This is a genomic window from Paenibacillus sp. V4I3, assembly GCF_030817215.1.
Lineage (GTDB): Bacteria > Bacillota > Bacilli > Paenibacillales > NBRC-103111 > Paenibacillus_E.
On record NZ_JAUSZA010000001.1, the window covers coordinates 7,141,810 to 7,157,003 of the forward strand.

General features: G+C 46.1%; 14 protein-coding genes. 2 read left to right on the plus strand and 12 right to left on the minus strand.

The features are described 5' to 3' along the window. Window positions 1-10: 10 nt before the first annotated feature. The 6 genes from queA to QFZ77_RS32720 all read right to left on the minus strand — a co-directional run bounded on the left by queA (window position 11) and on the right by QFZ77_RS32720 (window position 7,038). Window positions 11-1,096 (minus strand): tRNA preQ1(34) S-adenosylmethionine ribosyltransferase-isomerase QueA, encoded by a 1,086-nt coding sequence (queA, locus tag QFZ77_RS32695; RefSeq protein ID WP_307446564.1) that lies wholly within the window; start codon window positions 1,094-1,096, stop codon window positions 11-13. A gap of 9 nt (window positions 1,097-1,105) precedes the next feature. Then, a complete protein-coding gene (locus QFZ77_RS32700; RefSeq protein ID WP_307446568.1) occupies window positions 1,106-3,304 on the minus strand; it encodes a SpoIID/LytB domain-containing protein in 2,199 nt (732 codons plus the stop codon). 683 nt (window positions 3,305-3,987) lie between these two features. Continuing rightward, window positions 3,988-4,995, minus strand: coding sequence for a Holliday junction branch migration DNA helicase RuvB (gene ruvB / locus QFZ77_RS32705; protein WP_307446573.1), 1,008 nt, complete (start codon window positions 4,993-4,995; stop codon window positions 3,988-3,990). A gap of 110 nt (window positions 4,996-5,105) precedes the next feature. Next, entirely contained in the window at window positions 5,106-5,735 is a 630-nt protein-coding gene (gene ruvA / locus QFZ77_RS32710; RefSeq protein ID WP_307446575.1) for a Holliday junction branch migration protein RuvA, read from the minus strand. After that, a complete protein-coding gene (gene ruvC / locus QFZ77_RS32715) occupies window positions 5,732-6,235 on the minus strand; it encodes a crossover junction endodeoxyribonuclease RuvC (protein ID WP_307446577.1) in 504 nt (167 codons plus the stop codon). Before ruvC ends, ruvA begins: the two co-directional genes overlap by 4 nt. 122 nt (window positions 6,236-6,357) lie before the next feature. Then, a complete protein-coding gene (locus QFZ77_RS32720) occupies window positions 6,358-7,038 on the minus strand; it encodes a BofC C-terminal domain-containing protein (RefSeq protein WP_307446581.1) in 681 nt (226 codons plus the stop codon). Window positions 7,039-7,670: 632 nt separating this feature from the next. On the opposite strand from QFZ77_RS32720, the gene sigW reads away from it, so the two are divergent. Beyond that, on the plus strand, window positions 7,671-8,282 hold the full coding sequence (gene sigW / locus QFZ77_RS32725) for an RNA polymerase sigma factor SigW (protein WP_060648579.1): 612 nt from the start codon (window positions 7,671-7,673) through the stop codon (window positions 8,280-8,282). Window positions 8,283-8,354: 72 nt separating this feature from the next. On the opposite strand, the gene QFZ77_RS32730 is transcribed toward sigW, so the two are convergent. From QFZ77_RS32730 to QFZ77_RS32750, 5 genes are all read right to left on the minus strand, one after another. Continuing rightward, window positions 8,355-9,668 (minus strand): LysM peptidoglycan-binding domain-containing protein, encoded by a 1,314-nt coding sequence (locus QFZ77_RS32730; RefSeq protein WP_307446586.1) that lies wholly within the window; start codon window positions 9,666-9,668, stop codon window positions 8,355-8,357. Between the two features lie 229 nt (window positions 9,669-9,897). Beyond that, window positions 9,898-10,761: a prephenate dehydratase gene (gene pheA, locus QFZ77_RS32735; protein ID WP_307446589.1), complete on the minus strand. Its 864-nt coding sequence runs from the start codon at window positions 10,759-10,761 to the stop codon at window positions 9,898-9,900. After that, window positions 10,758-11,735 (minus strand): homoserine kinase, encoded by a 978-nt coding sequence (thrB, locus tag QFZ77_RS32740; protein ID WP_307446593.1) that lies wholly within the window; start codon window positions 11,733-11,735, stop codon window positions 10,758-10,760. Before thrB ends, pheA begins: the two co-directional genes overlap by 4 nt. A 27-nt stretch (window positions 11,736-11,762) precedes the next feature. Then, the gene (locus QFZ77_RS32745; RefSeq protein ID WP_307446596.1) at window positions 11,763-13,049 is read right to left on the minus strand and encodes a homoserine dehydrogenase; all 1,287 of its coding nucleotides are present in this window, start codon (window positions 13,047-13,049) and stop codon (window positions 11,763-11,765) included. 31 nt (window positions 13,050-13,080) lie between these two features. After that, window positions 13,081-13,563 (minus strand): ACT domain-containing protein, encoded by a 483-nt coding sequence (locus QFZ77_RS32750; protein ID WP_307446599.1) that lies wholly within the window; start codon window positions 13,561-13,563, stop codon window positions 13,081-13,083. 168 nt (window positions 13,564-13,731) lie between these two features. Between QFZ77_RS32750 and QFZ77_RS32755 the strand changes: the two genes are divergently transcribed. Then, on the plus strand, window positions 13,732-14,241 hold the full coding sequence (locus QFZ77_RS32755) for an NUDIX domain-containing protein (RefSeq protein WP_307446602.1): 510 nt from the start codon (window positions 13,732-13,734) through the stop codon (window positions 14,239-14,241). A 60-nt stretch (window positions 14,242-14,301) separates the two neighbouring features. On the opposite strand, the gene QFZ77_RS32760 is transcribed toward QFZ77_RS32755, so the two are convergent. Beyond that, window positions 14,302-15,090, minus strand: a complete 789-nt coding sequence (locus QFZ77_RS32760) for a C40 family peptidase (protein WP_307446605.1) — start codon at window positions 15,088-15,090, stop codon at window positions 14,302-14,304. Between the last annotated feature and the right edge of the window lie 104 nt (window positions 15,091-15,194).

A 15,194-nucleotide genomic window follows, 5' to 3' on the forward strand; every position in this document is an offset into this window, starting at 1 on the left:
ACTACTGATCTTAGTAAATTAACATAGCATCTCCAAAACTAAAAAAGCGATATTGCTCTCGAACAGCTTCTTCATAAGCTTGCAACACATTCGTTCGCCCAGCCATTGCGCTTATGAGCATAAGCAGGGTTGACTTAGGTAAGTGGAAATTGGTTAACAAGGAATCCACCACACCAAACGTATACCCCGGATAAATAAAAATTGAAGTCCAGCCCTGGGAAGGCTGAATAACTAATTTTTCGTTAGCGTCGTTACCTGCGTGCTTACGGCTCAAGCCCGCTGCCGTTTCTAACGTACGTGCAGATGTAGTCCCCACAGCAATCACACGCTTACCATTCATTTTGGTTTCATTAATTAGTGCTGCCGTTTCAGCTGACAGCATGTAATACTCCTCGTGCATTTGGTGTTCTTCAATGGTGTCCACAGATACAGGACGGAATGTCCCGAGCCCGACATGCAAGGTGACAAATGCAAGACGAACACCCTTAGCTTGCAGTTTATCCAAGTAGGCTTCGGTAAAGTGCAGCCCTGCCGTTGGTGCAGCAGCTGAGCCTTCATGCTTTGCATATACGGTTTGATAGCGTTCCCGCTCGGACAACTGCTCCTTAATATAAGGAGGAAGCGGCATCTCGCCCAATCGGTCTAGAATCTCATTGAAAATGCCTGTATAACTAAATTGGAGTACACGACCACCCATATCTCCAACTTCCACAACTTCCGCCGTCAACAAAGGTTGTTCACCACCGGTTGAGTTTGCGTTCACGCCGAAAACCGCCACGGCACCTAATTGCATGCGTTTCCCAGGTTTTACCAAGGCCTCCCAGCGATCCTCGCCCAGGGGTTTCAGGAGCAAAATCTCCACTTTGGCGCCGGTGTCTTTCTTCGCACCAAAAAGCCGCGCTGGAATGACTCGTGTGTCATTCATCACGAGTAAATCCCCGGCTTCTACATAATCAATTAGCTGCTCAAAAGTCCGGTGATGTATCTCACCTGATTCTTTGTTCAGCGTAAGCAGTCTAGACGCCGTGCGATCAAGCAGCGGCGTCTGGGCAATCAATGATTCAGGTAGTTCAAAATCGAAAGCTTGTACATCCATGTTGTGTATTCATTCCTTAGTTATGTTGACTCCAGCATAATAAGACTGAAGTATTTTCTTATAATCGTAACCTAATTCGGCATAGCCTCTTGCACCCCATTGAGACATGCCAAGTCCGTGTCCAAAGCCTGTTCCACGGAAAATGAACTGATTGCCTTGACCTGATGTTTGTGGATTAGGAGGAGTCACAGGGGTTACTAGAGAAGACGTCGGCTTCGACTGTCCCGCTGTGCCTAGAGCAGTTAAATCGGTTATCTTCAAGGCTGTAGGCTGTGATTGACCACCCGACAGCACATAGACCGAATCAGAGCCAGCGTTACTTGTCTCACTACTTCCTGCACCAGCAATCGCTAGGCCAATAGGATTTGGGGTATTACCAGTATAACTTCCTGCTTGTACAATTTCAAACCGGGTGCTGGGTAATCCTCCGAGTGCCGCACGTAATGCATCGGGATAAGGCACCTTCACCACAACTCCGTTCGCTTTAAGTTCGGTCACCCTCCCCGAAGGTCCTCGCTTCGATATTTCAAGTGATTGCAGATCTCCGCTTACAATTACATTTGCTGCCGCTAATTTACTTTTGATCTCATTACCTGTGTAAGGACCTCTAATCCAAGAATAGGCATTCGATTCTTTTTCTTGGCCCAGCACTAACACTTTCTCTTTATTGGAAAGCTGAGCGATCGAAGGATTAGCTGTATTATCTACATAAGGTGCTGTCCGGACATTTACACCTTGTTCCGTTGCCTCGTAGTAGGAAGCGCCCTCTTTACCCTTCTGTCCACTGTCTTTGAGATACATGCTGTGTACGTAGCCCGTTCGACCATCGGTTAACTGAATGCGATACCAGATGGCTTTCCCTTTTTCAGCACCATCATCCGGACTTGGTACACTACGCAAATAAGCTAATGGATTCCCCCACACTTCAGAGGGATCCGCAGTCATCCCGCCTGAATTCGAAGAAAATACAGGTGAAATCAGTCCATTTTTATCTGATAATACTTCATCTTTCGTCGCATCAACAGCTTGTATTCCAGCAGCAAATTCCTTTTGTATCCCAAAGTAAACCTGATCTAACGTTGTATCCGTAACTTGTGCTATCTCATACTTATTTCCCTGTTTGATTGCAAACGTACGGGCAGCTACAGCTTGTGCCTTCAACGCTTCTGTTGGCCAACCGGAACTAAGTTCAGAGCCTACGACAGCATATAAATATTGCTCCATCGGTACTTCATTCACCAAGGCTAACTTACCATGATACGTACTTATTTCCATGTCTCCGCGGTAACTGAGGTTAGCCCGCTCCTTGATTGCAATTCCCTGACTCTTCGGATGGATCACCGTCTTTTGATCACCTGCTGCCGCGGCATAATGAAGCACCGAAGCGGAGCCATTCGAGGAAGCCGTCACATCCGACCTGCGAAGTAAATAGGATGATTTCGTATTCACGGGTTGTAAAGGCAAGTTGGGGGCTGCGCGTAACGCCGCCTGTTTTACTGCTTCTAACTGTCCTGTAGTAGCTTCATTACCTACCCATACGCTATAGGTTAGTTTACCTGCCACATCTTCTTGCAGCGCAATATCTGCCTCGAGTCCCGTTTGGTTAAACACAAGCAACTGCTGCAAAGCAGAAGCCTCATCAGCAAACGTACCCGCATTCCAATGCAGTGGACCTTTAGATACAGGAAGAGCCGATTTCGTTAACGTCGAAACAGTTGTATCTTTAAGCGCCTGCGCCGCAGCGCCCTCGGCTTCTTCCTTAGAAGGGAAGCTGCCGTAATAAACTTGGTACACCGTTCTGCCTTGTTTCACTCTACTTAACACATAGCTATCTTCGGGCATCGCAGCTAATTTAGCATATAAGGCTTTGGCTGCTATATAGTCTATCGTTTCGAGCATAATTACACTAAACTGATCAATTGATAGTCGAATCGAAGCATCCGGAATCGAGGCCCACGGTTTAGCAGCAGTCCCGGCTGAATTACGCACAGCAATATCCAGACCGCCAGATGCAGTAAGGGTAACTACGGGTTCTACTTTCTTATATTTGGTTGAATCTATCAAAAGTGCAACACGAATCTGATCCAAATGTTTGATCCCCTCTGCATTTGCATGGGGCACCAGCGCAGGGAATGTTCCAAAAATCAAAGCAGCCGTCGTTATCAAAGCAATTCTCTTAGGGATAAGCAGCTTATTTTTCCAATTCATTCGACACAATTTCCTTTCTTTCGCAGCATTCTACTAAGTTAGACTCTAGAAATTGGAAGAAGTTTTGGTTGATAGAATTTTACATAGGCAAAAAACAATCATGATCCAAACTATCTTATGTATTTAAACTCCTATGCGATAAAATCTATAGCTACGCCTTAGAGGACCTCGATTGTTGCAGAAAGTACAACATTTCGTCCGGATTTCCGCCATTCTCCTCCTCATGTTGTAAAAAATACAACAATTTTCACTGTTGAAGACTAAATGGGGAGGTGTTGGCCTTAAACTATTGTACTTTGTACAACAATCGCTGAGTAAAACCATATTAAGCCCCGAAATTGTTGCAGAATGTACAACATAGCTCTAAATTGCGCTTGGGCTTCAGAGATTCCCTCTCTTACACCTCCAATTTGTGGAAAGGGCAATCAGCTTTCTAGTACCAGAACACTCTAATGAAACAAAAAACTTTCTTGTACTGCAATGCTCAACTGAACACAAAAAACTTTCTAGTACCAGCAAAGCTCTACTGAGAACAAAAAACTTTCTTGTACCTCTACTCTCGAGTAATTCAAAGAAACTACTTGTATCACTAAGCTCGACTGAAAAAAACACTCACTAGCACCAACTAGACCGAAACAAAAAAATCTTTTGCCCGCCTTACAGCTGCGGCAAAAGATCGCGAATTACCGTTGTTCCGGCACCGGTAAACCTAAATGATGATAGGCCTGAGGCGTTACCATCCGGCCTCTTGGGGTACGCTGCAAGAATCCAATTTGCAGCAAATAAGGCTCGTAGACGTCTTCGATCGTCTGACTCTCTTCGCCGATGGTGGCGGCAATCGTTTCGAGCCCTACTGGGCCGCCCTGGAAGCTTTGAATGATGGCGCGCAGCATCTTATGATCAATCTCATCAAGCCCTAGGTCATCGACCTGTATAAGCTTGAGTGCCTCTTTGGCGATGTTCAGCGTGATAATGCCATCGCCCTTCACTTGCGCGAAGTCGCGCACCCGCTTCAGCAAGCGGTTCGCGATTCGCGGTGTTCCCCGTGAGCGCATGCCGATCTCGCGCGCAGCTTCACCGACGATGCCGACCTGTAGGATGTCGGCCGTTCGGCTGACGATGTAGGTGAGCTCCTCCACCGTATAAAACTCCAGCCGACTGACGACCCCGAAACGGTCGCGCAGCGGCGCAGAAAGCAATCCGACGCGTGTCGTCGCGCCGATCAAGGTAAACGCCGGCAAGTCTAGACGCACCGAGCGTGCGCTCGGCCCCTTGCCGATGATAATATCAAGGGCAAAGTCCTCCATCGCCGGATACAGCACCTCTTCCACCGTACGGTGGAGGCGGTGAATTTCGTCGATGAAGAGCACATCGCCCTCCTGCAAATTCGTCAGGATGGCAGCTAAATCGCCCGGCCGCTCGATAGCAGGGCCGGAGGTTGTTCTTATGTTCACGCCAAGCTCGTTGGCGATGATGTTGGACAGCGTCGTTTTGCCGAGCCCAGGCGGTCCATACAGCAGCACATGATCAAGCGCTTCCTTACGCAGCTTGGCAGCTTCAATATAGATCTTGAGGTTCTCCTTCGCCTGCTTCTGGCCGATATATTCGGCCAAATAACGAGGACGTAGGCTGTACTCAATCGTGTTGTCCTCCATCATTAAATTAGCCGATATAATCCGGTCATTGTCCATGTTGATCCTCCTAAGAGTTTTGCTTTAGCAAAACTGACTTCGTAAGCATTCGCTGAGTTTTGCTTTAGTAAAACTGACTTCGTAAGCATTAGCTGAGTTTTGTTCTTCCACTACATCGAATACAAAGCTTGCAGCGCAAGCTTCATCAACACATCAACAGAGTCCGACACATTCGCTTTTGGCTTCACTTGCAACCAAGCACGATCAGCTTCAGCTTCCGTATAGCCAAGCGTCATCAATGCTTCCTTCGCTTCGCTCCAGGCATGACCGCCATCGCTCAGCTGAGCCGATCCAACCACGCTTAAAGCTACCGCAGCTTCCGGGCTTGAGAAGCTTACCGAGCCCAATTTGTCCTTCAGATCCAATATAATACGCTGCGCTGTCTTCTTTCCGATGCCGGGGAGCTTCGTCAAGAACGCTAGATTCTCCTGGCTAATTGCCAGAATCACAGCCTCCGGTCTTCCGCCCGCAGCAAGAATGCCCAGCGCCACCTTTGGCCCAATACCCGTTACATCAAGCAATAAGCGGAACAAGGACTGCTCATCCCGTGAAATAAAACCAAATAGCAAATGAGCATCTTCACGCACATGATAATGAATGAACATCGTCACTGCTTCATCTTCCTTATGCGGCAGCGCATAGGGATTCGGGCAGAATACACGATACCCTACGCCATTCACATCCAGCACAGCATAATCGCTCTCACGCTGTGCAACTTTTCCTCTTAAGAAATCTATCATCGTTTCACGACCTCGTTTATCCTGGATTGTAGAGAGGAGGAATGGGCATGGCAAATAGCAATAGCAAGCGCATCGGCCACATCATCAGGCTTAGGCACTTGGGACAGTTTAAGTAATATTTTGACCATTTCCTGTACTTGGTGTTTCTCAGCTTTCCCGTAGCCAACAACGGATTGTTTGACTTGAAGCGGAGTATATTCAGCAATCGACAACCCAGCCTGAACACCCGCAAGAATCATGACACCCCGCGCTTGTCCTACTGTAAATGCCGTCGTCACATTCCGATTAAAGAACAATTTCTCTATCGACATCGCGTCCGGTTTATACTTCTCTATTAATTGCGTCGTAGCATCATAGACATCTTTCAGCCTGATCCCAGGGTCCGTATGCGCTTCGGTTTGAATTGAACCATACTGCACAGGAATGAGCTTACTTCCGATCTTATCAATAAAGCCAAAACCAACAATCGCGATCCCCGGATCAATACCCAGAATACGCACAGCAATCTTCTCCCATCTTTAAAAAAGCGAACATATGTAGTCATTTCATTATAGCAGATAACAAAAAAAAGAGATAGACTCAGGAATCTCCCGATCTACCTCTTCATCCTGCTATCACTTAATTAAGGTCTTGTCATTGCCCGTTCAGTCTCTTGTGGCGGCATGGCATAATCGCTGAAAGTTGATAATACGCTATTATACTCCTCTAAATCAGTGACGCGGATCCCCTCATGGAGCTGCTCCACCGTTTCGCGTGGAAGACTGCTTTCTAAATGCTTAATATTCAATTGAAAAAATGTTCGAATCACATTATCCTTGGCCGGCGTTCCATTAAATAGGGACAGATTGCTGCTGCCGTCGATGCCGAATACCGCCTTTTCCTTGCATGCCGGCGACAAATCATCAATATTTTCGGTAAAAGTGACCTCTCCATTCGCCCCTATGCTCAGCAACCAGTTAGGGTGCTTCATTTGCATTTTCAATAATTCTTGAGGGGGCTGCAGGCCCAACTGACTGCGCTCTTCGCCACAAACATAAGTCTTAAGCAAATAGCTCTCCCTGCTATCCGTTATACTTTTCAGCGTTGTCGTCGCTTCTTGAAGACGTTGATCGTCTACCGGTGTAAGACCAGCAAAGGTCGATCTAACCGCTCCTCCTGGGCTATCACCAGCACTTGGAAGGCTCCCAGTTGCATATAATATATAGCTAACTAGAACGACGGCAAAGAACATTCCTAAAGTCAACCAACTACGTTTCCAACGCAGCTTTCTTTTCAAATGCTTCAAAAATAGTTGTACATTCACCGATATCCCCTTCTATTCTCGTTTTTCCGTATTGTTTCCATTTGCATGAGACACTATACATCATTTACCATAGAGGGAGAGTATGAAACCAATCAAGACGGACGGTGAAGCCCAATCATGAACGGTAGAAAACGAATCAAACGTACAACACTCCTAATTATAGGAGTTGTCCTGTTATGGGGGGCAGTCGCTATTTGGAATGAAGTACAAAAAAGTGAATCAGGTGTAACCTCACCGCGTTCAACTTCAGCCTCATATCCATCTCCAGCTCAGAAAAGTCACCAAACATCCATGAATTCGGTAACAAATGGGTATAAATTGAGCTCTCCCTAGCTTTAAAATTTGACTGTAGCCACAGAAATGATATAGTCAGAAGTAGATGAAATATTCTCATACTTATCCAGGGAAACCGATATATATTTGAAAAGGCAAATGCTAAAGTTTGATACCAGTTTTCTTACGAAAACTATAACGGTGAGACTTTGAGCTACGCTCAAAGATCCCAAAGCAGAGAGACTTTGAGCTACGCTCAAAGATCCCAAAGCAGAGAGACTTTGAGCTACGCTCAAAGATCCCAAAGCAGAGAGACTTTGAGCTACGCTCAAAGATCCCTATATTAGGAGGGGAACAGCATGAATGTGGCAGAACTTCAATTAATTCAATTATCCAGACGGGGCGACCGCAACGCTTTCGTGGAGCTAGTCGAGTTATACCGTAACAAAATACAGAAACTTGCTTTTCGTATGCTGCATAACAGACCTGATTCAGAGGACATTGTTCAAGAAACATTTATTCGTGTTTATTTGAACTTAAACCACTTTGATGAAAGTCAGAACTTCTCTACTTGGATTTATCGAATTGGTAAAAATGTCGCCATCGACTTGCTGCGCAAAAAAAGACCCGTACAATCCTTAGATGCCGAGCTGAACGATTATGACGATGACTACAGCTATTACAGTAAGCTTGCAAGTCAAGATCAATCGCCTGAGCACGTTGTTCTCCAAACAGAAGTTCAAGAGCATATGCATACATCCATTAATAAATTAGCTGATAAATATAGAAGTATCATTACGCTATACTATCTGGAAGAGCTCTCTCTTCAGGAAATAAGTGATAAACTGAATTTACCGATTACAACGGTGAAAACTCGTTTACACCGCGGTCGTGAACTGCTTCGCAAAAAATGGGGCATGAATTTCGTTGTCGGCTTAATGACCTTTTTCACGCTGGGTATGATTGCCTAATCCTTAGCATATCGAAACTAAGAAGCCTCCTATTCCACAAATCCTGTGGTTTAGGAGGCTTCTTATTCATTTTCAGAAGTTAATCCAAGGTGCATTTTGCTTGGCATCCTGCTTTTCAGCAGCCCTCTGCTGCCGTTTCAAGAAAGCATTGAGTGCTGCTGTTCCTGACAATCTCGCTTTTTTTGAAGAACTGCCGCTACTTGACCTATCTGCCTTTTTATCCGAACGGATGTCAATTTCAACAATTTCTTCTGTATCAGTCTCTTTCGTAAGCTCATGCGTGTGGACTTGTGGCATCATAGGCGACTCATAAGGAGCTTGGTAATGAGCTCCAGCATAAGGAATCCCATAAGGTGCCTGCTGGTAGTCATATGGATTATGTGAAGTCTGTTGCATATCATAAGGAACCTGCTGATAGTCATACGGATTATGTGCAGTCTGTTGCATATCATAGGGAGAAGTTGGTGGATATAACCCTGGAATTGTAGGAAATCCATGCTGATATCCATCCCACGGACTTTCAACGGTTCCGGTTGGATAACCCGCCGGGAATGTCGTCCACGGCTGTTCGATCATCGAATGGCCTCCACAGCCACAGCCATCTTGACTCATCGGATAGGAGGTTGGCTCTGCATGATACGGAAATTGCTCATAGGGAGACTGCTGATACGGTGAAAAAGCTGGATATGTTGGCACCTCTTGTTGCTCAGAACCTGGATAGGCAAATACCTCAGTCGCTGAAATGTGAAACTGTTGGAAGGGATGAACCGCTTGCTGCTCATACGGTGCATTGAGACCAATAACCCCAGGCTCAGGTGCAGGAATGACTGGCGCAGAGGCCATCGGCGAAGGTACAAACGGTTGTTCAGCCAACGGCATTGATTCTACATAAGGCGCGGGCTGCACTTGACTTATCGGTTCTTCTGCAATGGGCATAAATGGTTGCTGATACGATTCTGCAACAGTCCATGGCTGATCTGAAGGGACTGGAGCAAATGGTTCTGTCGATGGTTTAGACATCGATAATGGCTTAACTCCTACGTGCTCATGATGCATCTTGGGCACATAAACAATTTCTCCCGTCATAAGGACATTGGGATTCTTCAGATGAGGATTCGCTTTAATCATCTCTTGAAGGGGGACATCCCAAGCTTTACCGAGCTTCCATAAGCTATCCCCCTGCTCCACAACGTGTTTATAGACGTAATCTGAAGCAGGTGGATCAACTGGCTTCGGTTTGGAAGGTATTTTCACCTTCATCCCGATGTCAAGATGATCCGGTTGTGCAATTTGCGGATTAAGTGCGATGACTTCGTCCAACGTAGTTTGATATTTTTTTGCAAGCTCGTACAGGGTGTCGCCCTTTTTGACAATGTGGATTTTCAACACCATACCTCCTTAGAGTTTTCGTTAGAGAACTTACTTCGTAAGCACAAACTCGAGTTTTCGTTAGAAAACTTGCTTTGTAAGCATAATCTCGAGTTCTCGCAAGAAAACTTGCTTCGTAAGCATTCGCTTAGTCACAATGATATTACAGTTTATGCAGGTTCCTAGGCTTTTGCCCCTTTTGGACAAAAAAAATCCCTCGCGTTATGAACGCAAGGGAAGAATGGTATTAACTCGTGTACGAATAACTCGGATAACAACCCAAAATTCGAACCTGACAACCAATCGCCTCAATCTCTTGAATGGCAGATGGCAGGAGAACGGAATCCAGGGAACCAGCAATATCGATATAGAAATAATAAGTACCAAGTTTCTTCTTCGTCGGCTTAGATTCAATCTTCGAAAGATTAATTCTGCGCCACGCGAAGGCAGAGAGCACCTGATGCAGGGCACCTGGGTAATCTTCAGGCAGTGTGACAAGAATAGTTGTTTTCATGTCTTCCGAGGACTTCAGTTCTGACGCCTCAGTACCAACCAGCAAAAACCGGGTCATGTTGTCTTTATGATCCTGTATTTCCCTTTGCAGCATAGGAACACCATAGTTTGTAGATGCAATTGCCGTTCCGATAGCAGCCACGGTCTGATCCTGAAGCGTCGATACAATACGTACTCCCTCTGCCGTGGAGCTTACTTGCTCAAACTCTGCTTCGCTCAAATACTGCTTCATAAATCTACTGCACTGTGCAGGGACGACCTGATGAGATAATACCTTACGAATATGTCCATATGGATTCGAAGCATCTGTTTGTCCGGCAGGATTCGGATACCCTATGAGATTCATATCAATGGGAAAAACCCACTCTGCCCGAATGGGCAGATCAACCTCGTGAACGAGCCAGTCGACATGCAAATGAACGGAACCTTCAAGCGTATTTTCAATGGGAATAACACCTAATTCTGTTTCGCCTGACGCTGTCGCATTGAACACTTCAGAAATTAGCTTATATGAAACGTAAGTAAAGTCTTCACCCAAAAAATGACGGGTGGCTTCTTCCGAAAAGGTACTTGGTCCTAGGATGGCAACCCGCTTCATGCAAGAACCTCCCCTTCAACGAAGGATAACAGATCCCCGTCACCTTCTTGCAGCAGAATGGCCGCCACGCCTTCTCCACTCGGCCTTAACCATAGCGTCTGCGCTTCAATTCCTTCCTTAGCAAGCGTGTCTTTCAGGAATGACTCCAGCTCCTCTTTCTGGCTGCTTCGTGCATCCACTAGCGCAAGCATCGTCGGTCCGGCTCCGCTGAGTGCAACCCCTAGCGCACCATGGTTCTCCGCTTGCTCGAGCAGCGTCTTCATGCCCGGAATGAGCTCTGCACGGTAAGGCTGATGCAGCGCGTCCTTCATGGCATGGCGGATCATTCCCAGGTTGCCTGTGCTTAGCGCGGCAACAAGCAAAGATGAATGGCTGAGGTTGAACACCGCATCCTTCATGGCTACTTGCTTCGGCATGACGCTTCTCGCCTTCTCTGTAGAAAGCTGGAACGCTGGTATCGCCACCAGCACTTCCAAATTAGCGTCCGGCTCTATTCGAATAGATTCGGCTTTCTCGCCGTCCCAGAACGCAACCACGATCCCTCCGAACAAGCTGGCCCCGACATTGTCCGGGTGCTTCTCGAGGCGGCTCGCGATTTGGAACAGCTCATATTGCGTGAGCTTGTTCCCGATTAAGGCATTGGCGCCAGCAAGCGCACCTACAATGGCTGACGCGCTGCTGCCTAGACCGCGTGTGAGAGGAATATCGCTGTACATAGTAATGTCCAGTTCAGGGTGAGAAACGTCCGCCTGTTCAAATACCATTTGCGCGACTTTATAAATTAAATTGGACTTGTCCGTTGGAATTCCATTCATCTGATCACCGATTAAATGAATCGTCGTTTGATCCGAGATCGCCATGTCAATCCAGGCATATAAGTTCAAGGCCATCCCCAGTGAGTCAAAGCCAGGACCTAAGTTTGCCGTGCTTGCCGGCACTTTCACTCTTACCTTTTGCACTGCCTTATAACTCATTTCGAAATTGCGCCTCTTTTCAATAATTTAGCCTTCTACGCGATAAACGCTTTTGATGGCGTGAATAACATCCATAGATTCGAATTGTCTCAGCACATTTTTCATACTGGCTTGGTTCGCATCATGTGTGATAATAATAATTTCAGCCTTCGGATTGGACTGGTTCGGGTGCTGGAACACAGACTCCAAACTAACTTCGTGCTGAGCAAAAATTTGCGTAATTTGTGCAAGTACACCCGCTTTATCTTCAACGTGCAGAAGAATAAAGTTTTTGGAAGCAATCTGTTCGTCCGTCTTCAGCTTCATTTCTTTATAAGGTGCTAGCACCGTACGTCCATTCACGCCCAGCCTCAAGTTGCGCACAACGGCAACCAAATCTGCTACGACGGACGTTGCCGTCGGCAGCTCGCCTGCTCCAGCACCGTAGAACATCGTTTCACCTACCGCTTCGCCTGTTACATACACAGCATTGAATACACCATTCACAGAAGCAAGCGGATGCGAGTTTTTCACCATAGTAGGCTGTACACTCACAGAGATATGACCATCATGATTTTCAGCAATACCAAGCAGCTTCACTTCGTAGCCTAATTTTTTGCCATATTGAATATCTTCTTTGGATACTTTCGAAATGCCCTTCACTTCAACATCACTCAGAGCAACATTGGCGTGGAAGCCAAGTGTTGATAAAATGGTCATTTTACGAGCAGCATCCAGCCCCTCAACATCAGATGTTGGGTCTGCTTCTGCGTAGCCAAGATCCTGTGCTTCTTTCAAAACATCGGCATAAGCAGCGCCTTCTTGACTCATTTTAGTCAAAATGTAATTGGTTGTACCGTTCACGATGCCCATAATCTTCGTAATGCGGTCAGAGGAGAAGCCCTCCACGAGTGCACGAATGATCGGAATGCCGCCGGCAACACTAGCTTCGTAAAATACGTCGCAGCCATGTTCAGCTGCTTTTGCCAAGATTTCAGCGCCATGCATCGCCATAAGATCCTTATTCGCCGTCACAATGTGCTTGCCGTTGCCTAGCGCAGTTAATATATGCTCTTTGGTAGCCGCAACGCCGCCCATAACTTCAACGACAACATCTATCTCACTATCACCAATAACGTCCCATACTTGTTCAGTCAGTTTATTTGCGTCTACTGAGATGTTACGAAGCTTAGATTTATCTTGTACTAAAATTTTTGAGATTTCAATGGACGAGCCTGTTTGACGCTGTAAATCCTCTTGATGTCCTTCAATAATGCGGACTACACCTGTTCCTACTGTACCTAATCCGAGCAAACCAACCTTGATGGGTTTCATGTATTGTTACCTCCTGAATATTTTTTCTATCTTAACTGCCTTGACCGATGACCATGGCACGCTTAACTCCTTCTTGCGCTTGAAGTCGATTAATCATTTGACGGATCTCTTCCCCCATTGAGGAGGTCTCTACCGAAATGACGACATTTGCCATACCCTGCAGAGGGATTGTCTGATGTATCGTTAATACATTCCCATCCAAATTAGCAATGAGTGCCAGTACACGAGACAGAATCCCGGACCGATGCTCCAAATCCATGGATATTGTGATAATGCGCTCTCGTTCCAATTTGCTGAGCGGGTGAATACCATCCTTATACTTATAGAAAGCGCTGCGGCTGAGTCCGACTTGTTCAACGGCATCGTGAATCGTTTTCACTTCACCCCGTGCAAGCAGCTCCTTAGCTTGAGCTGTCTTGAGTACTCCTTCTGGCAATATATCTTCCCGGACTAAGTAGTACCTCTCAGGACCGGTGTGCTTGATCGTTTGTAAAAACTCTTTGCTTTCCGGCACTTCACCACCGTCCTCTCTGGAAAGACCAATGTTCCTCTATAGAGGACATTATATCGAATCGCAAGGTTTGAAGCAATAGGCAATTCACATCTTATTCTTTTCATCTTTTGCAGCACCTAACTTCACTATGATAAGCTGATAGTACTAGATTAGAAAGGGATCGCCTCCATGATTACATTACGCATGATGTCTACGGCTCTCCTATGGAATAGCCAGAACGAATTACTAATGATGAAACGCTCCTTAACGCGTTCGCTATCACCAGGATTATGGGCAGCTATTGGCGGTCACCTGGAGCCAAGTGAATTGAATAACCCGCGGGCAGCCTGTTTGCGCGAAGTGTGGGAGGAGACTGGCATTGAGCATGATGAAATCCAAGGGCTGCGCATGCAGTATGTTTTACTTCGATTGAATGGACATGAAGTTCGCCAGCAATTTTTTTATATCGGAACGACGGATGTGAACCCGCGAATCGTCACACCTGAAGGGGATCTACATTGGATTCCTAAAGAGCTTGTGTTAGAGCGCCCAATCCCTTATATTTTCCACAGCTTGCTTGAACATTATTTCACCGTAGGCCTTACTGAGCACCCATGGGTAGGCTCAGCAGGAATTCACATGGACACAGGTAAACCTACTATTCACTGGAACCCATTAGTAGATCCCCTGCAAATTTAATAAGAATAGCAAAAAAAGGCAGACATCGATTTCTCGAGTTCTGCCTTTTTGAACTGCTAGTTATAACGCACTGCCTCCAAATAAGAAACGATACTCCCAATGGCGATTGTCGATGGAATCAATTCGAACACCACCACTGTCTTTGGAGTATGTTGACAAGATTTGTCCATTTCCTAAGTACATCGCCACGTGCGTAATGGTCTGTGTAGACTTATTAATACCGCTGTAATTCGATTGGCTTGTCCCTTTGTAAGACATGAAGAACATAAGATCGCCAGGCTTCAGATCGTGCCAATTTGTTTTGGCATGCCCGAGAGATTTCACATAACTCCCTTGGCCTCTAGAGTCACTTGGCAGCTTCTTTCCAATGCCATCCAAGAAAGCTTGTCGGACAAAGTCTGAACAATCAAACGTTCTTGTATTATCACGACTTGATCCATATTCATAAGGCGTGCCTATATACTTTTTACCCGCAGCAATAATTTTTTGAACATTGGCACTTGTTGAACCTCCAGAACCACTGCCGGAACCACCATTCGTGTTGGAATCGCCAGGCGATGTAACACCTGATGCTTGTATGTATTTCGCGCTTGTGCTTATGTAACCCTCACGGCCGTCAGAAGCTTTCACTTTGTACCACCAACTATTCACTTTGGACAGGATGGTAACTTTCTCGCCTTCCTTCAAGTACCGGATACGCGCAGAATTCTCATCTGCACTTTGGCGAAGACTGACACTGTTTATAATTCGACCTGTTGATGCAGCCGAAGCTTCTTTAGGTAAAGGAATTGTCACAGCGCCAAAGATAAGGGCTGGAACAAGAACGAGGGTCAGCAGTTGTTTTTTCATGATGTTGGCCTCCTAGCATTTTTGTGTTGCAGAACGAGAATCATTAGCATCTTCTTCCATTACGCAGACTATCTGGTTCGAAAGCTGCTATCCTTCATATCCAT

Excerpts from the sequence above, each read along its gene's own strand:
- QFZ77_RS32760 (WP_307446605.1), bottom strand. The coding sequence starts at position 15,090 with ATGAAAAAACAACTGCTGACCCTCGTTCTTGTTCCAGCCCTTATCTTT.
- QFZ77_RS32745 (WP_307446596.1), bottom strand. The coding sequence starts at position 13,049 with ATGAAACCCATCAAGGTTGGTTTGCTCGGATTAGGTACAGTAGGAACA.
- ruvB (WP_307446573.1), bottom strand. The coding sequence starts at position 4,995 with ATGGACAATGACCGGATTATATCGGCTAATTTAATGATGGAGGACAAC.
- pheA (WP_307446589.1), bottom strand. The coding sequence starts at position 10,761 with ATGAAGCGGGTTGCCATCCTAGGACCAAGTACCTTTTCGGAAGAAGCC.
- thrB (WP_307446593.1), bottom strand. The coding sequence starts at position 11,735 with ATGAGTTATAAGGCAGTGCAAAAGGTAAGAGTGAAAGTGCCGGCAAGC.
- sigW (WP_060648579.1), top strand. The coding sequence starts at position 7,671 with ATGAATGTGGCAGAACTTCAATTAATTCAATTATCCAGACGGGGCGAC.
- QFZ77_RS32700 (WP_307446568.1), bottom strand. The coding sequence starts at position 3,304 with ATGAATTGGAAAAATAAGCTGCTTATCCCTAAGAGAATTGCTTTGATA.
- QFZ77_RS32755 (WP_307446602.1), top strand. The coding sequence starts at position 13,732 with ATGATTACATTACGCATGATGTCTACGGCTCTCCTATGGAATAGCCAG.
- ruvA (WP_307446575.1), bottom strand. The coding sequence starts at position 5,735 with ATGATAGATTTCTTAAGAGGAAAAGTTGCACAGCGTGAGAGCGATTAT.
- queA (WP_307446564.1), bottom strand. The coding sequence starts at position 1,096 with ATGGATGTACAAGCTTTCGATTTTGAACTACCTGAATCATTGATTGCC.